The organism is Koromonas soli, assembly GCF_059726265.1.
Window position 1 is genome coordinate 322137 of sequence record NZ_AP040872.1, and the last position, 18197, is coordinate 340333.

Consider the following 18197-nt stretch of genomic DNA (forward strand, 5'->3'; position numbering starts at 1 on the left):
CATCCAATCGCAGTAGGGAGAGCGGAGATGGGGAAGGGGAGACGGGCGCGGTACACGCTGGAGTACAAGCAGGAGGCGGTGCGACTGGTTGAGTCTGGCCAGAGTATCGCTTCGGCGGCGCGAAGTCTGGGTCTGATTGAGCAAACACTGTCCAACTGGGTAAAAGCGCACCGGGAGGGCAAACTCAAGGGCGCCGACCATGGCAAGGCGGTCAGCGCCGAGCAGATGGAGATTAGCCGTCTGCGGGCCGAACTGGCGCGGGTCAAGATGGAGCGCGACATCCTGGAAAAAGCGACGGCGTACTTCGCGAAAGGCCAGAAATGAAATACGCCTTCATCCAACGCCACCGGCGTGTCTGGCCGATCCGTGTGCAGTGCCGGGTACTGCGGGTGAGCGTGGCCGGCTACCATGAACACTTTGCCCGTCGACGCAACGCTCTCCGCCACCTGAGCGACGAAGCACTGCTGGTGCACATCCGCGCGGTGTATGCCGAGCATCGCGGAGCCTACGGGTGGCCGCGCATCTGGCGGCAACTGCGCGAGCAGGGCGTGCGCGTCGGCAAACAGCGGATCCAACGACTGATGCAGCAGCACGGCATTCGAGCCCGCGGCAAACGGCGCTTCCGAGTGATGACTACGAACAGCCGGCACAACCTGCCGATTGCGCCGAACCTTCTGGATCGTAACTTCGCGGCCGCCGCTCCGAACAAAGTCTGGGTTGGAGACATCACCTACATTCCAACCGACGAAGGATGGCTGTACCTGGCGGTGGTGATCGACCTGTTCAGCCGCCGTGTTGTGGGTTGGTCTCTGCGCGATCATATGCGGAGCGAACTGGTGATCGACGCTCTCGAAATGGCTTGGTTCGAGCGCTGTCCGGGCAAACACAGCGGGCTGATCTTTCATAGCGATCGGGGCTGCCAGTATGCCAGCGATGAGTTCAGCCAGCGACTGAAAGAGCATGGAATCCAAGCGTCCATGAGTCGCAAGGGCAACTGCTGGGACAACGCCGTGAGCGAAACCCTGTTTGCCTCGCTCAAAGTAGAGCGGCTGCACGGCAAACGCTTCGCCACCCATCGCCAAGCGAAAGATGAAATCCTGAACTGGCTACGGTGGTATAACCAAACCCGGTTGCACTCAGCTCTGAACTACCTCAGCCCGATTCAGTTCGAACAAACACGAACCAAAGCAGGCTATGGAAAAGCAGGAAAGCAAAAAACGCTTTCCAACTTTCCCACAGCCACGACGACTACGGGGTACGCATTCTGAGGGCAAGGTCAGTTGTTTTTACTCTTGTCTTGCTCTTGTCTTGCTGTTGCTCTTGCCTTTGTTCTTGTTCTTGTTCTTGTTCTTGCTCTTGCCGTTGCTGTTGTTCTTGTTTTTTGCACTTGCTCTTGTTCTTGTCTTTGTAGCTAGGTGTCATCCTGAGCGCAGCGAAGGATCCCAGCACAGCTCAAACATCAACCGCTACCCAAAGGCACTTCGGCCACCGACACGATTTGCCTTTCAAAAAAGAACGGGCGCTCTTCGAGCGCCCGCACCATTGATTTTACCTTCCTACTTCGCTACCTTCTTCAGCTCCTCCAAAAATTTCTTCGCCACTCCCTCCGGCAGTTCCGACCTCTCTGCCGCCGAGGAAGTCGTGCCATTGAACCAGAACGAAGCCGTCTGCTTCACAATCTTCGTCCACAACACGTCGCCTGTTTCGCTGTCCTTCAGCGTGAACTCAAATCCTGCGTGCGCGCGTCCCGTGCCAAATCCCACCATCAGCCGCTTCGCTGCGCTGCCTGGTTCAAAGTCCACAAGTTTTGCTTCCAGCACCAGAGTCTTCTCCGGCTTTGGCGCTTCTGTCTTTGTTGCCGTCACCAGCGTCGCCTGCTCGAGTTTCGGTTTGTCGGAGGTGACAGCAGCCGCCATTGCTCCAGGCGCAGGCGGTTTCTCTCCCTCCACCGCCGCTCTCAGGCCTGTAGGAGCCGCTGGCGCCGCAGGTTGTGTAGGAGTTGCTTTCTCTGTCGCTGTCGTCACCTCTTTGAACATTGCGCTTTCTTTCAGCGCTTGTGTCACTGCGTCTTGCGTTGCCGCAGGCAGTCCGTACGCGCCCTTCACCGTCGCGTCAAACGGCTTGATCAGCACTACCTTATAGTTGTTGAGATTGATTTTCTTCTCGATCGCCTGCACCGTGGACACAGCGCAGAACACGAACAGCACTACAACACCAAAACAGATCAATCCTGAACGTTTCATTCGAGTGCCCTCTCTTCGCGAAGATGAGAACCACAGGGCCCCAGGCAACATCAGCCATCTCGCGGCCAACGTCGGCCCCGAAAAGCGCAAGAAGTATACTGCTGAAACTGTTTCAGTGCTGCTGAAAAGCTGCCAAGATGGTGGCGACAATTCAAGTGCGATATCCTGCGGGGTATTTCCTCTCCACAGAAACTCTGAGACCCTGAACCACTAAACCTTAAACTCACTTGTGTTCCAAGTTTTGTATCCCCAACGCCTGCAAATGCGGCTATGCTGTAGCTCGTGGCGGTCTCCATCACAGTTCTAGCCTCCGGAAGCCGAGGCAACAGCACGGTCGTCGCGACCTCCCAAACCCGTGTCCTTATCGACTGCGGACTTTCGTGTCGCGAAACATGCCGCCGTCTCGCCGCGCAGGGTATCGCGCCGGAGTCTCTCTCTGCCATCCTCGTTACGCACGAGCACGCCGATCATGTGGCTGGCGTCAACGTCATGGCCAGGAAATATAAGCTTCCGGTTTACATGACGGCCGCGACCCATGGCGCATGGCAGCGACAGTTCAAGGACTCAGCAGGCAACCGCGTACAAGCCGAGCGCCTCGAACTGTTCTCATCAGGTAAGGTCTTCAGTGTGGGAGACATCGAGGTAACGCCGTTCACCATCCCGCACGATGCCGCCGATCCCGTGGGGTTCCGCTTTGTTGCTGAAGGTGTACGAATGGCCATTGCAACTGACCTCGGATTCATGACACAGAACGTCAAGCACCAGCTACGCGGCTGTGACGGCCTCGTCCTCGAATCCAACCACGATCTCGAGATGCTGCGCGTTGGTCCTTATCCGTGGTCCGTAAAACAGCGTGTCATGTCCCGCGTCGGACACCTGTCCAACGAAGCTCTCGCGGAATTCCTTACAACAGATTATGATGGACGGGCAGCATTCCTGATTCTGGCTCACCTATCCGAGCAGAACAATCACCCCGACTTGGCCCGCGTCACCGCCGAGAGGGCATTGGGAATGCGACAGGGGCTGTGGGGCAACCGGCTGGTTCTGGCTTCGCAGGACGAACCTCTGGAAACCCTCACGCTATAAATTCATATGAGTAAATGTATCGATCCATTCGTCGGCAATATCCTCGCGGGTTGGCGCTATGACATCACTGGCCTCGCGCCGGAGATGAGCGGCGACTACGAGGCGCATCTCGCCGAATGCGATCACTGCCGCTCGCGGCAGAAACTCCATCGCACTATCGACATCACGCTGATCGCATTGGCGACAGTCTCGGCCATCGTTTTCGTTTTCGCCTTTGCCGTCATCCATCACTTCAGCCCGCCGCACGCCATCCTCTTCGAGATCGGCTCGCTCTGCGGATTCGCCTTCTCGGCACTGGTCTGGTTGATCGTCGCCGTAGCCACTCCGGCTCCTCTCGTCGTTAAGGATGCGGCTCTTGTCGGAGCCCGAACCCTTCACGACCGTCTTCCGGAAAACCTCCGCGACCGCCTCCCCGAAGAGCTCAGGCTGAAAATCTCCGGCCACTGACCTTCACCATTATCGAAATAGAAAACCCCTCCACCGTGGAGGGGTCACTTATTTCTATATGCATGCCCGCTTGTTAAGCCTAGTTATCGGGGTGTTAACTCCCGCCCACCACCCAGTACCCATCTAACCAAGAATCACTCCGCCGCGCAGACTCGCCACGCTCTCGACGTGTTGCTCCAGACACCAGCGTTCCAACTGCTTCACCAGCCGCTCGCAAGCCCTCGGATCCCAGAAATTCGCTGTCCCCACCTCGACTGCCGTCGCGCCCGCCAGCAGAAACTCCACTACATCCTCCGGCGTACTGATTCCGCCCATGCCAATCACTGGAATCCGCACTGCCTGCGCCACTTCGTAAACCATGCGCACCGCTATGGGCTTGATCGCCGGACCGCTCAACCCCGCTGTGACATTGGAAATACGCGGCCTCCGCGTCACCGGATCAATGGCCATTGCGAGGAATGTGTTCACCAACGACACTGCGTCCGCACCCGCATCTTCAGCGGTCCGCGCCATCTTCGCAATGTCCGTCACATTCGGCGAAAGCTTCACAATCAGAGGTCGCCGAGACACCGCGCGTGCTCCCGCAACAACATCTGCCAGCAGCGAAGCGTCCTGTCCAAACGTGATCCCGCCATGCCGAACGTTCGGACACGAGACATTCAACTCATACGCGGCAATCCCTTCGCCTTCGTTCAGAATGCGAATCGTGGTCTGGTAATCCTCCGAGCAGTACCCATAAACATTGGCGATAACGACCGCATCTCTGATCTTCGCCAACCTCGGCAGCTTCTCTTCGACGAACGCGCGAGCCCCGATATTCTGCAACCCAATCGCATTCAGCATCCCCGCCGCGGTTTCAAACAATCGCGGCGGAGGATTGCCCGCCATCGGTTCACGCGACAAGCCTTTGACTACGAAGCCACCAAGTCGGTCGAGCGAGACTATGTCTTCGAACTCCACTCCATAACCGAACGTGCCCGAGGCCGCAAGAATCGGATTCTTCAGCCGAATGCCCGCAACTTCTACCGCCATGTCCACACTAAGCGGACCCTGCTTTGGCGCGGTCTTGCTGGGCGTGGACTCCGGGGCAGCAGCCTTCACTGGCTCCTGTTGCGAGGCTTTCACGGCGGTGTTGGCTGACTGCTTTGGAGTTCTTTTGCTCATGGTCTAATTTTACTTCGAGCCCTTCGCCGGAGCGACAGCAGCGCCGACCGGATTATCGGTGAAAGCCTCATTCAGCGTGCGTCCCACGGCACTCGCGGGTTTGTTGATGCGCAGCAGTGAACTCAATGTCACGGCAAGGTCCACAGGTTCTACGCTTTCGCGATACACTCCCGGACGGAATGCCGATCCGTAGAACGCGAGTGGCACATGCGCATCGTAGCTGTACGGAAGCGCGTGCGTAGTTCCTGATGGATATCCAATCCAGAACGGCGCCATGAATCCCATCACGTACCAACCCGACACCGGGGAATACGCATTGAGAATCTGTTGCCTGAACACGCCACCATTTCCCGGATCTCCCATGCGTATCTGCGCCTTCGTTGCGTAATTGCGGAAACCATGTTCGAGTAGCAACTCGCCGACGGCTTTCTCCGCGTCAGCCTCGGTTACGTTCAGTCCTGCAAACGCCTGCTCATCTAGGTACACGTTTGCATAATCTACGAACACCACGTATTTGGCTTCTTTGCCGTACTTCTCCTGCAATGACTCGTTCAACTGCTTTTGCAGTTCGAGTCCGCTGAAGTTTCCGCCGGGAATGCGCATCTTCTTCGCAAATTCTGGAAGAGGAGAGATGCCATGATCGGCGCTCAGAGCTACCGCCCAGTTTCCCTTGCCTACTTTCGTGTCGAGATAGTGAAAGAAGCCAGCCAGAGTGTGGTCGAGCGCAACCAGCAGGGCTTTGTGCTCCGGCGAGTCCGGGCCAACCCTGTGTCCCAGCATGTCTGGCGATGAGAAACTGACGGAAATCAAATCCGTTACTGATCCCGTGCCGAGCTTCTCGTTATCAATGATCTGCTTGGCAAGATCGACAGTGTAGTCGTTGCCCCACGGCGTTGGGCCAACAAGATCATAGAATGGCAGATCGCGCCCAGCCGCATTTTTAGCGGGTGCAGTCGAGCGCAACACTTTACCGGAAGCGTCTTTAACTTCCCGATTCAGGTAACTCTCACGTGTCTTACTCGCATTGAATTGCGCGAGCCATGCAGGTGCCTGCTGCATGTAATACGACGAAGTTACGAATGCGCCCGATTGCGGATCGATGAAGAAAGCGGCATCTGCCGAATAGCCGACCGGAAGAATCGCCGCGCGATCCTTCAGTGCGACGCCGAAAACTTTCGCGCGGCCACCTGTTGCAAGCTTCAACTCATCGCCAATCGTGTCGGTCTGCAGGTTGTGCGGCGATGCGCTCCACTTCTCGCCAGGAATGCCTGCGGGAAGGCCCACTGGCTTCGTGCTTTCGTCTTCAACGCTCGTTACCAGGCGGCGCAGCTTCGGGTCCCACCACTCGTTGCCGAGTATGCCGTGACCGAGCGTGTAGGTTCCCGTGCCGAGCGTGGAGTGTCCTGGCGCAGTCTTTGTTGCAGCGTAGTTGTAATAACAGGAGGTGAACCACGCGCCATGATCCATCAGCAGCCGGAATCCGCCCTCGCCGAAATCGTCGTGATAACGCTCGAGAAGATCTCCGCGCAGTTGATCGACTACAACGATGACTACAAGCTTAGGTTTCGCGTCGTAAGCACTGGCAAAAGATGCAATGGCGCACAGGACGAGTACGAAGATGACGATGCAGCTGCGAAGTTGTCGGCGCATGCAATTAGTGTAGTCCAGAGAACGCTGATCGACTACGGTGAGAGCATGTGGCGAGCAGATGGTTCGCACTCCCGTTCCGGTTCTTGATATTCTTTGTACTTATGCTTGATCTTGCATTTGTACGCCAACATCTCTCTGTCGTTGAAGATAAGCTGCGCAGCCGTGGAGCCAATCCCGAACAGGTCCTGGGGAACTTCCGCGAAATCGAGACACGGCGCCGCACGCTGACGCACGAGTTGGAGACCGCGCTGGCGCGGCGCAACGAACTCAGCAAGAAGATTGGCCCACTTATGGGCGCGGAGAAAAAGGGAAGCATCACGCCCGAGCAGAAAGCCGAGTTGCAGTCGCTTACCGCCGAAGTTGCGAAGCTGAAGGAAGGCATTCCGGCGATGGAAGAGCAGGCGAAGGCGGCCGATGCCGAGTTGTACGGCATTCTCGCGACCATTCCCAACCTGCCGCACGATTCAGTTCCGGTGGGTAAAGACGAGACGGCGAACGTAGAAGTTAAGCGCTGGGGCAAGAAGCCCGAATACGATTTCACGCCAAAGCCGCACTGGGAACTGGGCGAGCAACTTGGGGTGCTTGACCTTGAGCGCGCGACAAAGTTGACCGGAGCGCGGTTTGCTCTCTACTGGGATCTGGGCGCGAAGCTTGAACGCGCGTTGATGAACTTTATGCTCGATCTGCATACGCGCGAGCACGGCTACACCGAGGTGCTTCCGCCATACCTGGTGAACTCTGATTCCATGTACGGCACAGGGCAGTTGCCGAAGTTCGAGCAGGATCTGTTCAAGGTTCCACATGGCGAACGCGACTTGTGGCTGATTCCAACTGCCGAAGTTCCGGTTACGAACATTTTCCGTGACGAGACGCTGGATGGTGGTAGGTTGCCGATCTCGCTGACGGCTTTCACTCCGTGCTGGCGCAGTGAGGCGGGGTCTTATGGCAAAGATGTACGCGGCATTATCCGTCAGCATCAATTTCAGAAAGTCGAACTGGTCAAGTTCACCAAGCCTGAAGAGAGCTACGAAGAACATGAGAAACTGACGCGCGCAGCCGAGGAAGTTCTCGAGCGATTGGGTTTGCACTATCGACGCATGCTGCTCTGCACGGGCGATATGGGTTTCAGCTCGGCAAAGACGTACGATCTGGAGGTCTGGTTGCCGGGGCAGGGTTTGTTCCGAGAAATCTCCTCCTGCTCGAACTTCGAGAGCTTCCAGGCACGGCGTGCCAACATTCGCTACCGGCCTGAAGGAAAGAAGGGGACAGAGCTAGTTCATACGCTCAACGGCAGCGGCTTGGCGATTGGACGCACGTGGGTCGCCATTGTCGAGAACTATCAGCAGAAGGATGGAAGCGTGCTGATCCCCGAGGTGCTAAGGCCTTATATTGGGGCGGAGAAGATCGAACCGCGCAAGATGTAGGATTGCGGCAGGGAATGAACTAAACTGGATGCGTATGAAGAATCTGTGGGCAACAATCAAAAGCTATTTCTGGTGGACTCATCAGCGGGGATCGCTGCATTACGACGTGATGGTCTCGCTGATTCTGCTGTTCATCTTTGTGAGCCCGCTGTTTATCAATTACAAGGACAAACCTGCCGAGCGATTGCCGCGTCCTAGGAGCGTGCTTGTCATCCCGGATGGCGGCAAGGGGTTCATCTTCCGGGTGGATGCTCGCGATGTTCCGGGTAAGACACAATCCGAGCAGAGCGCACAGATCCTGCAGGTTATCGAGCCGATAGTTGGCTACGTCAAGCTGGACCACTGGGCCCCGGAGCAGGACAACCAGGGCAATCTTGTTGGCTATCACGTGTGGGTCCGGCGGTAAGAGAGAGCGAAATGCGCAAGTGGGTTCTTGCTGTGTGCGTGGCAGTCCTCATGGTCACGCCCTCCTTTGGTCAGGCGAAACAAGCGAATGTGGAGCAAGTGCTGAACCTGCTCGACAAAGCCAGTTCCAACTTCAAGTCGCTGCAAACAGACTTTGTGTGGGACCAGTACCAGAAAGTGGTGGATGAGCACTACTCGCAGCAGGGCGTAATGTATTTCCGCCGCTCGGGCAGCAATGTTGAAATGGCTGCTGACATCCAGAAGCCCGATCGCAAGTATGTGTTGTTCACCGGCCAGGACTTGCAGGTGTATCTGCCCAAGGCCGACCAGGTCACGAAGTATGCCGCGGGCAAGAACCGCCAGGATTTCGAGACGTATCTCGTTCTTGGGTTCGGCGGACGAGGTCACGATCTGCCGAAGAGCTTTGACGTGAATTATGCCGGCACCGAGGCGATTGGGGGCAAGCAGACCTACAAGCTTGAGCTGGTTCCTAAGGCGCAGAAAGCTCGAGCGATGTTTCGTCTGATCACGCTGTGGATCGATCAACAATCGGGCATGAGCGTGCAACAGAAGTTTCAGGAGAATGGTGACGATTACCGTCTCGCAAAGTACACATCCATCAAGTTGAATCAGAAGGTGCCCGACGGCGCATTCAAGCTGAAGACTACGGGCAAGACAAAGTACATCACGCCCAACAGCTAGCCTGAAGATCTCAAGTCCCCGCGAACCGGGCACTAAGTTTTGTTAGAACACCTTCGCAAGTGCCGTGATTTGTTGGCGAGCGTAGCGACTACCGCCGAGCTGTTTTGCCTTAGCTGTACAACCGAACTCCGCTCATTCGCGTCCTATTCGTGAAGAGGAAATTCATGAGCAAAGCAAAAGTGGTCATTATTCCCGCAAGGCCCGATCCCAGCGCTCGCGACCGCGAACGAACCAATGATCCGCGATACCTGGAAGGGCAGCGCCTGCTCGTGAACGCGATGAAGTATCTGTTGCAGACGGACAGGGATGCCAACCGCCAAGCTACCGAACTGCTTAGCGAGCACGTGCGGACGATGTTCCGCATGAGCGACTCCCCATTGCACACCGCGCAGTAGATCTCAGCGAGTTTAGGAATCAAAGGCCGGGGCTAAAGCTCCGGCCTTTTTACGCTTCAACGGACGTCGCTCTTCCGCGCGCGAGCCGTTTCGTCTGCCACCAAGTAAGGAATGAGGCGGCAAGCACAAGTACAAACGGGTAGCACTCCAGCGTGTAGCGGTCCTCGCTGGCTCCGGTTGTCGCCAGGAAAACTGAGCGCACGATTGGATACGTCAACAGCAACGACAGGCATCGAATATGCCTGCGCAGGATCCATGCGGCGCAGATTGCGGCAGCCACGTAAGCAAAATTCATGAGGGCCAATGCGATGTCGCACAACGCGTCATGTGGGTCTGCGATGATCTCCCAGAAGTGGGTGTCGAGTGGCAGCATCTCGCTGCGGGGACGGAACCACATATCGAGCATGCGTGCCGCGGGCAGTGTGAAGTAGTAGCGCACGGGATGCAGGCGGATATTTTCGGCGGCCAAGACCGCGAACTGCCGGTCAATGTCGGGCGTCATCTGGTGGTGAACGTTGTACTGGTCCAGAAGTTGATGCACCAGTGTGCGCTGTTCTTCTGAGGTGTACGCGCGTTCGGGGATGTCTCCTACATCAATCGGTTCGCCCGGGACTTTGAATCCCACGTCTTCCACGCTTGCGTAGTCGATCAGCCACGTTTTGAACCAGCGCTCCCAGCCCGTAGGAAGGTATTCTCCCGGATCGCTGGCGTGCGTGGTGACCAGCGGCTGAAATACATGGAACACCCGCCAGTTCCGGATTGTCCAAGGAACTAGAGGCGCCAGCGACACGGCCCCGAGCAAAATGAGTGCCAAAAGCAACTCGCGCCTGCGCTGCGTGTTTGTAAACATCAGCAGGGCTACGGGGATGGCAATACATCCGAGGATTAATCCACCATCGGGGCGAAGGAGAATCGCTCCGGCGGATGAGGCACCGCAAACAGCCCACCAGCGGAGGCTTCGGCGATCAAGGGCGATGATGGCGCAGTCGATCGCCGCCGAGATGAAGAAGATTTCCAGGCACTCGGTGAGCGGCGTGGCCACATAGTTGATCAGGAATGGGCAAAAAGCAGTCAGGACAAATGCCCAACGGCCCGCCCTGTCGGAGAGAACACGGCGAGCGATGTCCGCTACCAAATAACAGTTCAGCACGTCGAACACTAGTTGGAAGAGCATCGCGCCGAAGTAATGGTCTTGACCGAAAAGAAGAAAGGTGAAGGCAAGGAAGAAAGGATAGCCGGGGAGGCGAATCAAGGTTGGCTCCCAGCCGGAGAGCTTCTCCATGCCGAACATGTGATTGTTAATCAGACATTTGGCAATATCGCCATAGATAAGGGTATCGCCTGCCATCACGGGCATTCGTACGACGAAATACATTCGCACCATAATGGCGGCGAAAGTGACGGCCAGAAACCACCAGCGATGCCTGTTGATCAACGAGAGCACGAACTGAACATAGCAGAAGCCTGCCGCGGCTGGCGAGTCGCAAAGGCTCTGCGTCGCACGGGGGACTCCGAAGGTTCATTGACGGAGCGATGTGTGAACCATACGATAAGAAGTACGGCAAATAATAATGTCCAAGCCCATATTTTTTGATCCTGATCGGCGACGCTGGAAGCGCATCCGCAAGACGCTTGACGTTTCCGTTGTGATTTTGAGCCTGTTGATTGTCTTTTTCGCAATCACAGTCGTTCGCAAGATAAGTATTCCCACCGTCCTGCTCGCAGATCAGAAGAAGAACTATCGCGCGCTGAAGCTGAAGGAACCCAAGAAGCCGCTCAAAAAGGGAACTCATCGCAAGACGTTGACTCCGCCATCGCAGGTCGTGCTGAACTCTGGCGAAGGTATCCGGGGCGCGTTCTATGTGACCTGGGACGCGGCGAGCTACAGCTCGATGCGCGAGTACATCCATCAGCTCGACTTCGTATTTCCTGAGTGGTTGCACGTCATTGGACCGGATGGGCGCCTACAGGCGGTCAAGGAAAACAACACGTTTTTTGACGTGATCAACAATGGGCACGCTGCGACCATTGACGTGAAGTTGATGCCGCTGATCAAGAGCAGCAACGCTCAGGTGGATGTGCTGCCGCTGGTCAACAACTTCGACACGATCAAGAATGAGTGGCGCACGGATATTTCGCAGATGCTGAACTCGCCCGAGGCGCGCAATCGCTTTCGGCATGAGGTTGGGTTGTTCCTCGCCAGTGACAACTACAAGGGACTGACGCTCGATATTGAAGGCTTCGATGAGAGTGCTCAACCGGGCTATCGCCAATTGATTGCCGAACTGGCCTCCGATCTGCATCAGCACAATCAGAAGCTTTACCTCAGCGTTCCTGCCAGCAATCCCGATTTTGATTATCCGTTCATGTCCAAGCTGGCTGACGGTTTGATCTTGATGAACTACGACCAGCACTATCCGGGGGGCGCACCAGGTGCCATAGCTGGCCAGGATTGGTTCGTTCAGAATCTCGTCAAAGCCCTGAAGGTCATCCCTCGCGAGAAGATCATCTGCGCGATCGGCAACTACGGCTATGACTGGACGACAGCCAAGGGCGGACAGCCCGGGTTGGGCGGAGTGCACAACGTTAGCGTGCAGGAGGCGTGGCTTGAAGCGCGTGACTCCGAGTCGGACATCAATTTTGATTCCGACATGCTGAACCCGCACTTCACCTACCTTGACGGTGATAATGCGCGTCATGATGTGTGGTACCTGGATGGAGTCACGGCGCTGAACCAGATGCGCGCCGCGCGCCAGTTGGGGATTTCGACCTTTGCGCTTTGGCGTCTTGGGTCGGAGGATCGCGCACTGTGGAAGGTGTGGGACTCACCGAATGCGACCGACGCATTCGATAAGCTGAAGGTTGTAGATCCTGGTCAGGACGTGGACATTGAAGGCGAAGGCGACATTCTACACATTGCCAGCCGTCCGCTGCCGGGAACGCGAGATATAACGGCTGATCCTAGCGGCCTGATCACCGACGAGATCTTCCGCGAGCTGCCAAGCCCCTATCGCCTGGATGCGTATGGCGCACCGGGCAAGCGCGTTGCTCTTACATTCGACGATGGTCCGGACCCTGAGTGGACGCCGAAGATCCTCGACGTGCTGAAGCAATACAACGTGAAGGCAACGTTCTTCACCATCGGCCTCGAGGCAGAGAAGTATCCCGGGCTGCTCAAGCGCTACTACCGCGAAGGGCATGAGATCGGGAATCACACGTTCACGCATCCCGACATCAGCAACATCAGTGCGCAGTACGCTCGGGTGGAGTTGAACCTCACGGAGCGGCTGCTTGCTGCAAAACTTGGCATCAAGCCAGTGCTCTTCCGCCCGCCGTACTCCATCGATCAGGAGCCTGATACCGCCGACGAAGTGCGTCCGCTCGAACTGACGCAGAATATGGGCTATATCACGGTTGGCGACAAGATCGATCCAGATGACTGGCGTGATGATCCGCGTCCGACGCCCGAGCAGATTACACAATCTATTCTTGACCAGCTCGGACGTGGTTCCGTGATTCTGCTTCATGACGGCGGCGGCAATCGGACGAACACGCTGAAGGCGCTGCCAATGATCATTACGGCGTTGCGCGCACGCGGCTATCAGATTGTTCCCGTGCACGAGCTGCTGGGCAAGAGCTACGCAGACGTGATGCCGCCGATCTCGAAGAACGAGCAGTTCTGGGCCATGGTGGATTCCGCCGGGTTCCTGATCTTCGGCGCCGTCAACAGCTTTATCGTTTTCGTGTTCTTTGTCGGCGATATCCTGATGAGCGGACGCCTTGTTTTCGTGGGTTGCACGGCCATTTTCGACAGACTGCGCCGCCATGGTACGGACAAGGCGACAGGTGATTCGGAGTATCATCCCGGTGTTGCCGTGCTCATACCGGCCTACAACGAAGAGAAGGTGATCGATCGCACGATCCGCAGCGTTCTCAACTCTACATATCCGAACCTCCATGTGGTGGTGATCGATGATGGTTCCAGCGACCACACTTACGATGTGGCGCGCGAAATGTTTGCCGATGAGATTGCGCGCGGTCGAGTGACGGTTTTGCGGCAGGAGAACGGCGGCAAAGCCAAAGCGCTCAACTACGGACTTCAATTCGTTGCCGAAGAGATCTTCGTCGGCATCGATGCGGATACGCTCATCGCAAGCGATGCCATCAGCTATCTTGTGCCGCACTTCCAGGATGCGAAGGTCGGGGCGATGGCTGGCAATGCGAAGGTCGGCAATCGAGTCAACCTCTGGACGCGGTGGCAGGCGCTGGAATACATCACCAGCCAGAACTTCGATCGACGCGCGTTAAATACATTCAGCGCTGTGTCGGTGGTTCCCGGTGCAATCGGGGCGTGGCGTACGGAAGCAGTGCGTGCAGCCGGAGGCTACAAGACCGACACGGTTGCGGAAGATGCCGATCTGACGATGGCGCTGCTGCAAAACGGTTACAAGGTGGAGTACGAAGATCGCGCGCTCGCCTACACCGAGGCTCCGACAACCGCGAATGGCTTGATGCGGCAGCGGTTCCGCTGGTCATTCGGAATCCTGCAAGCTGTGTGGAAGCATCGGTCGGCGTTTGCTCGCAAGGGCGCACTCGGATTTCTTGCGCTGCCCAACATCGTGATCTTCCAAATCTTGCTGCCGCTGGTATCGCCGTTCATCGACATCATGTTCCTGGTCGGAACGCTGAAATATCTGATCTGGGACAAGCATTTCCATCCAGAAACAGCGGACCCGGCGAGCTTCCAGCAACTTGTGCTGTTCTTTATGATGTTCCTGGTGATCGACTTCATCGCCTCGGTGATTGCGTTTTCACTGGAGCGGCGACATGGACGCGACCGTCGCGACTGGTGGCTGCTCGGGCACGTCTGGCTGCAGCGATTTGCCTATCGCCAGCTGTTCTCGGTTGTGCTTATCAAGACGTTGCGGCGAGCGATTGATGGACGCCATTTCTCCTGGGATAAGTTGGAGAGAACGGCGACGGTCACTGAGCCTCCAGAGCGCCGTCGAACGCTCGAGAGTCAGCCATAAGTAGCGTCGGAATAGCCTTGTGATTCATCTAAAACAGAGCGGTCGCCAAGCGGCCGCTCTACTACTTGCGTTGTACGCAATCGCGGTGAGAATCTTACAACAACGTGCCCATGCAAAAGCAATCCGATAGCAATGATCCCGAAGCGCTCTCTCCCTCGGCGCTCAAATTGCGCCTGCTCAAAAGCCTGAAATGCACAACAAAGTACGAGAAGGCGGCTTGGGAGAGCGGCGCAAAGTTCGTTGCGGGCGTGGATGAAGTCGGGCGTGGATCGCTCTTTGGCTGCGTGGTGGCTGCAGGCTGTATTCTCAATCCCGAGGATCGAATTCGCGGGTTGCGCGATTCAAAGCTCCTGACCGAAGAGGAACGTTTGAAACTGGCGGAGCGCATTCGTCGCCGAGCAATCGCATGGTCGGTTGCTGAGGTGGATGTGAGCCAGATCGAGCAGATCAATATCTATCACGCGAGTTTGATGGCGATGAAACTGGCGGTCGAGCGGCTGAATCCGCGTCCGGATTATCTGCTGGCGGATGCCGTTAAGGTTGACTTCGATTGCGCTCAGAAGAAGATCATCCATGGCGATGCACTTTCGGCTTCGATTGCGGCTGCGTCTATCCTGGCCAAGGTGCACCGAGATGCGATCTTGTGCGCATGGGATCCTATTTACCCGCAATATGGACTCGCCAGCAACAAGGGATATTCGACGCCATATCACAAGCGTGCTCTGCGCGAGTTCGGACCGACGCCGCTGCATCGGCAGGCATATGCGCCAGTGGCCGCATGCGGAGAAGATTGGCAGCAGACTTTGGAGTTCGTGAACGAGGAAAGTGAATGTTGAGGCTGCTTGTTGTTACCGCCCATCCTGATGATGAGGCGGGCTGCTTTGGTGGAGTTCTTTCCAAGTATTCTGAAGCCGGGGTCGAGTGCTCGGTCATCTGTCTCACGGCCGGTGAACGCGCCGCGAACCGTGGTGGGCTTGCGGAGGATGAGGCGCTAAAAGCAAGGCGACGGCTGGAGTTCCAGGATTCGTGTCGCTATCTCGGAGTCACTCACTGCAAGGTGCTGGACTACGCAGATGGAGCGCTGGACCGCGCTGATTTCAATCACGTCACCGACTCGCTTGTGCGTTCGATACGTGAGTTGCGGCCTCATGTGATTGCGACATTTGGTGCCGACGGTTACGTCACGGCGCATCCCGATCACGGCATGGCAGGACTGTTCACAACTGCGGCGTTTCAATTTGCAGCGCGCAAAACGCGTTACACGGTGCAACTCGAGAATGGCCTGAGACCATGGCAGACGCGGAAGCTTTACTACGTCACTACCGTGTTCTCACTGCCGGAACGTCCTGTGGTTTCGCTTGCACCAGTGACAGCGCGAATCGCGGTGGCACCATACATTCAACGCAAGATCGAGGCATTCTCGAAACACACAACGCAGCTTCCTTTGTTGCCCATCTTCGAGAATGCGCAGCGACAGGCGGGAGAAGACGAATTATTCCATCTTGTCGCGACGGCACAGGTCACGCCGATGGGAATGGAGACCGATCTGTTTGCTGGCGTGCAGGAGTGAAAGAAAACAGAAAGCAACTTGGAGGTCATTCCGGCTTCTATTTTGTTCTGAAAAAAGTGGACACTGCGCTAAAAAGCAACAGCCCTGAACCTAGTTCAGGGCTGCCGCTATTCGTATTCGAGCGCTTACATTCCGGGCATTTTCATTCCGGAGAGGCGCTTGGCGAAGCTTGGCTTTGACATCGACTTGAACATCTTGCGCATTTGCGCGTACTGCCGCAGAAGGTTGTTCACCTCGGGGACGCTCGTTCCGGAGCCGCGGGCAATGCGCTTACGGCGCGAACCATTGATCGACTCATGGTGATCGCGTTCATATGCGGTCATCGAGTTGATGATTGCCTCAACACGCAGAAGCTGCTTTTCGTCCACCTTGTCGCTGACCTGGTGCATCTGCGCGAAAGGACCGATTTTCGGAAGCATGCCGATGATCGATTGCAGAGATCCGAGTTTCTTCACCTGCCGCAACTGATCGCGAAAATCTTCGAGCGAGAAGCCATCCCCGCTTAGGGCTTTCTTGGCAAACTCCTCGGACTTCTTCTTGTCGAGTTTGTCTTCTGCCTTTTCGATCAGCGAGAGGATGTCGCCCATGCCGAGAATGCGTCCGACAACGCGGTCGGGATGGAATGGCTCGATGGCATCGTATTTTTCACCGATGCCAAGGAACTTGATCGGCTGTCCGGTGACGGCGCGGATCGAGAGCGCAGCGCCGCCGCGCGCGTCGCCATCCATCTTGGTGAGCACAACGCCAGTCAGCGTCAGCTTGTCGTGGAATTCCTTGGCAGAGTTCACTGCATCCTGGCCGGTCATGGCATCAGCCACGAAGAGCACTTCCTGCGGAGTGAGCAGCCCCTTGAGCGACTGCATTTCGTCCATCAACTGCTCGTCGATGTGCAGGCGTCCGGCGGTATCCACAATCAGTACGTCACAGCCATTGATGACTGCTTCGCGACGTGCTTCCTTCGCCAGGCGGACCACGCTGTCAGTGTTGCTTTCGACATTGGCGCCCTCATAGAGGTGCGCACCAATCGCCTTGGCCACCACTTTCAACTGCTCACGCGCTGCAGGTCGATAGACGTCAACGGAAACCAGCATGGGCCGGTGTCCGCCCTTCTTGAACCAGCCTGCAAGCTTGCCCGAGGTCGTCGTCTTACCAGAACCTTGCAGACCGGCCATCAGCACTACGGTCGGCGGTTGCGACGCGAACTTGAATTTCGCAGTGTCGCGCCCCAAGGTTTCGACCAGTTCGTCACGCACGACCTTGATCACCATCTCGGCAGGGGAAAGCGCGGTCATGACTTCGGTGCCGACGGCCTTCTCGCGAATATGATCGACCAGGTCTTTGACTACCTTTAAGTTAACGTCCGCCTCAAGCAGGGCGAGACGGATTTCCTTTAAGGCCTCGTCCATGTTTTCCGCGGTCAGCGTTCCCTGGCCGCGAAGATTCTTGAATGCGCGCTGAAGTTTGTCTGTAAGATTCTCGAACATCAGATAAGTCCGGTGAGGGGCGCGAGGCGCTCCAAAGTGAAGTTGCCTGCTGATTCCAGACGTGCAGGCCCGCGAGGCCCCAGAATATCACGCCACGAGGAAAGCGTGTCCGGGGTTGGGAAAGGCGCCAAGACAGCGACAAACCATCATTGCCCCTACCTGACGTCCTTTGCCGTCGTGGACGGGGAATGCCGTGGCCTCAACCGGAGCGCAGCAATCACCTTGCCGGATCAGCAGATTTGTCCTCACGACCTTGCCTTCATAGGCGGCCTGCGCAAGAGGCAGTTCCTCGGAATCCAACATGCGTTCGCCCTCGCGATCAAAGATTGCAAGCATTTGGCGACAGTCGTCCATGCAAATGTTGTTCTCGAGGTCGATCTCATTGAACAGATTTTTAGCCGCCGAGTTGGCGAACACCATCTGCCCACGCGAGTCACAGGCGATCACGGAATCAATCATCATGGCGGTGACTTTCAGCAGTCGGTCAAGTTCACGGGATACTTTCTGCATGCTTAACCTCCTAGGGCAGGGTGAATGTATATGCGGGAGCACGCTATTTAGCTGCTTCCCCTCCCACCCCGACCGTTGTGCTTGTGC

16 protein-coding genes are annotated in these 18197 nt (G+C 56.7%); 10 read left to right on the forward strand and 6 right to left on the reverse strand.

Annotated elements, in window-relative coordinates:
* Positions 1–27: 27 nt before the first annotated feature.
* Positions 28–1268, forward strand: a protein-coding gene (locus AC6IY8_RS01410) for an IS3 family transposase (protein ID WP_497775837.1) whose coding sequence is annotated in 2 segments (ribosomal slippage) — positions 28–286 and positions 286–1268 — 1242 coding nt in all. Because the reading frame shifts where the segments join, the coding sequence is not laid out codon by codon here.
* Between the two features lie 288 nt (positions 1269–1556).
* Here AC6IY8_RS01410 and AC6IY8_RS01415 read toward each other — a convergent pair.
* The gene (locus AC6IY8_RS01415; RefSeq protein ID WP_497776873.1) at positions 1557–2243 is read right to left on the reverse strand and encodes a DUF4410 domain-containing protein; all 687 of its coding nucleotides are present in this window, start codon (positions 2241–2243) and stop codon (positions 1557–1559) included.
* Positions 2244–2525: 282 nt separating this feature from the next.
* On the opposite strand from AC6IY8_RS01415, the gene AC6IY8_RS01420 reads away from it, so the two are divergent.
* On the forward strand, positions 2526–3329 hold the full coding sequence (locus tag AC6IY8_RS01420) for an MBL fold metallo-hydrolase (RefSeq protein WP_497776874.1): 804 nt from the start codon (positions 2526–2528) through the stop codon (positions 3327–3329).
* A 6-nt stretch (positions 3330–3335) separates the two neighbouring features.
* On the forward strand, positions 3336–3776 hold the full coding sequence (locus tag AC6IY8_RS01425) for a hypothetical protein (RefSeq protein ID WP_497776875.1): 441 nt from the start codon (positions 3336–3338) through the stop codon (positions 3774–3776).
* 123 nt (positions 3777–3899) lie between these two features.
* Here AC6IY8_RS01425 and AC6IY8_RS01430 read toward each other — a convergent pair whose 3' ends face one another.
* Both AC6IY8_RS01430 and AC6IY8_RS01435 read right to left on the reverse strand, forming a co-directional pair.
* Positions 3900–4940 carry a dihydroorotate dehydrogenase gene (locus AC6IY8_RS01430; RefSeq protein ID WP_497776876.1) on the reverse strand — a complete coding sequence of 347 codons (1041 nt, stop codon included), beginning with the start codon at positions 4938–4940 and terminating at the stop codon, positions 3900–3902.
* A gap of 9 nt (positions 4941–4949) precedes the next feature.
* Entirely contained in the window at positions 4950–6590 is a 1641-nt protein-coding gene (locus AC6IY8_RS01435; protein WP_497776877.1) for an alkaline phosphatase family protein, read from the reverse strand.
* Positions 6591–6691: 101 nt separating this feature from the next.
* Between AC6IY8_RS01435 and serS the strand changes: the two genes are divergently transcribed.
* From serS to AC6IY8_RS01455, 4 genes are all read left to right on the forward strand, one after another.
* The gene (serS, locus tag AC6IY8_RS01440) at positions 6692–8014 is read left to right on the forward strand and encodes a serine--tRNA ligase (RefSeq protein WP_497776878.1); all 1323 of its coding nucleotides are present in this window, start codon (positions 6692–6694) and stop codon (positions 8012–8014) included.
* 34 nt (positions 8015–8048) lie between these two features.
* Complete coding sequence (locus AC6IY8_RS01445; protein WP_497776879.1) at positions 8049–8420, forward strand: hypothetical protein; 372 nt, start codon at positions 8049–8051, stop codon at positions 8418–8420.
* Positions 8421–8431: 11 nt separating this feature from the next.
* Positions 8432–9121, forward strand: a complete 690-nt coding sequence (locus AC6IY8_RS01450; protein WP_497776880.1) for a LolA family protein — start codon at positions 8432–8434, stop codon at positions 9119–9121.
* A gap of 164 nt (positions 9122–9285) precedes the next feature.
* On the forward strand, positions 9286–9516 hold the full coding sequence (locus AC6IY8_RS01455; protein WP_497776881.1) for a hypothetical protein: 231 nt from the start codon (positions 9286–9288) through the stop codon (positions 9514–9516).
* Between the two features lie 49 nt (positions 9517–9565).
* Here AC6IY8_RS01455 and AC6IY8_RS01460 read toward each other — a convergent pair whose 3' ends face one another.
* On the reverse strand, positions 9566–10960 hold the full coding sequence (locus AC6IY8_RS01460; RefSeq protein ID WP_497776882.1) for an ArnT family glycosyltransferase: 1395 nt from the start codon (positions 10958–10960) through the stop codon (positions 9566–9568).
* A 127-nt stretch (positions 10961–11087) separates the two neighbouring features.
* Here AC6IY8_RS01460 and AC6IY8_RS01465 point away from each other — a divergent pair, with 127 nt between their 5' ends.
* The 3 genes from AC6IY8_RS01465 (at position 11088) to AC6IY8_RS01475 (ending at position 16116) form a co-directional block, all read left to right on the forward strand.
* Entirely contained in the window at positions 11088–14546 is a 3459-nt protein-coding gene (locus AC6IY8_RS01465) for a trifunctional glycoside hydrolase family 18/polysaccharide deacetylase/glycosyltransferase family 2 protein (RefSeq protein WP_497776883.1), read from the forward strand.
* 110 nt (positions 14547–14656) lie between these two features.
* Positions 14657–15382 (forward strand): ribonuclease HII, encoded by a 726-nt coding sequence (gene rnhB / locus AC6IY8_RS01470; RefSeq protein WP_497778595.1) that lies wholly within the window; start codon positions 14657–14659, stop codon positions 15380–15382.
* Positions 15376–16116 (forward strand): PIG-L deacetylase family protein, encoded by a 741-nt coding sequence (locus AC6IY8_RS01475; protein WP_497776884.1) that lies wholly within the window; start codon positions 15376–15378, stop codon positions 16114–16116. Before rnhB ends, AC6IY8_RS01475 begins: the two co-directional genes overlap by 7 nt.
* A gap of 125 nt (positions 16117–16241) precedes the next feature.
* On the opposite strand, the gene ffh is transcribed toward AC6IY8_RS01475, so the two are convergent.
* Positions 16242–17600 (reverse strand): signal recognition particle protein, encoded by a 1359-nt coding sequence (gene ffh, locus AC6IY8_RS01480; protein ID WP_497776885.1) that lies wholly within the window; start codon positions 17598–17600, stop codon positions 16242–16244.
* 87 nt (positions 17601–17687) lie between these two features.
* Entirely contained in the window at positions 17688–18110 is a 423-nt protein-coding gene (locus AC6IY8_RS01485; protein ID WP_497776886.1) for a hypothetical protein, read from the reverse strand.
* Positions 18111–18197: the final 87 nt, after the last annotated feature.

What these genes read in the sequence shown, in the direction of transcription:
- AC6IY8_RS01415 (WP_497776873.1), bottom strand. Translation starts at nt 2,243, where the DNA reads ATGAAACGTTCAGGATTGATCTGTTTTGGTGTTGTAGTGCTGTTCGTG.
- AC6IY8_RS01425 (WP_497776875.1), top strand. Translation starts at nt 3,336, where the DNA reads ATGAGTAAATGTATCGATCCATTCGTCGGCAATATCCTCGCGGGTTGG.
- AC6IY8_RS01430 (WP_497776876.1), bottom strand. Translation starts at nt 4,940, where the DNA reads ATGAGCAAAAGAACTCCAAAGCAGTCAGCCAACACCGCCGTGAAAGCC.
- AC6IY8_RS01435 (WP_497776877.1), bottom strand. Translation starts at nt 6,590, where the DNA reads ATGCGCCGACAACTTCGCAGCTGCATCGTCATCTTCGTACTCGTCCTG.
- serS (WP_497776878.1), top strand. Translation starts at nt 6,692, where the DNA reads ATGCTTGATCTTGCATTTGTACGCCAACATCTCTCTGTCGTTGAAGAT.
- AC6IY8_RS01445 (WP_497776879.1), top strand. Translation starts at nt 8,049, where the DNA reads ATGAAGAATCTGTGGGCAACAATCAAAAGCTATTTCTGGTGGACTCAT.
- AC6IY8_RS01450 (WP_497776880.1), top strand. Translation starts at nt 8,432, where the DNA reads ATGCGCAAGTGGGTTCTTGCTGTGTGCGTGGCAGTCCTCATGGTCACG.
- AC6IY8_RS01455 (WP_497776881.1), top strand. Translation starts at nt 9,286, where the DNA reads ATGAGCAAAGCAAAAGTGGTCATTATTCCCGCAAGGCCCGATCCCAGC.
- AC6IY8_RS01465 (WP_497776883.1), top strand. Translation starts at nt 11,088, where the DNA reads ATGTCCAAGCCCATATTTTTTGATCCTGATCGGCGACGCTGGAAGCGC.
- rnhB (WP_497778595.1), top strand. Translation starts at nt 14,657, where the DNA reads ATGCAAAAGCAATCCGATAGCAATGATCCCGAAGCGCTCTCTCCCTCG.
- AC6IY8_RS01475 (WP_497776884.1), top strand. Translation starts at nt 15,376, where the DNA reads ATGTTGAGGCTGCTTGTTGTTACCGCCCATCCTGATGATGAGGCGGGC.
- ffh (WP_497776885.1), bottom strand. Translation starts at nt 17,600, where the DNA reads ATGTTCGAGAATCTTACAGACAAACTTCAGCGCGCATTCAAGAATCTT.
- AC6IY8_RS01485 (WP_497776886.1), bottom strand. Translation starts at nt 18,110, where the DNA reads ATGCAGAAAGTATCCCGTGAACTTGACCGACTGCTGAAAGTCACCGCC.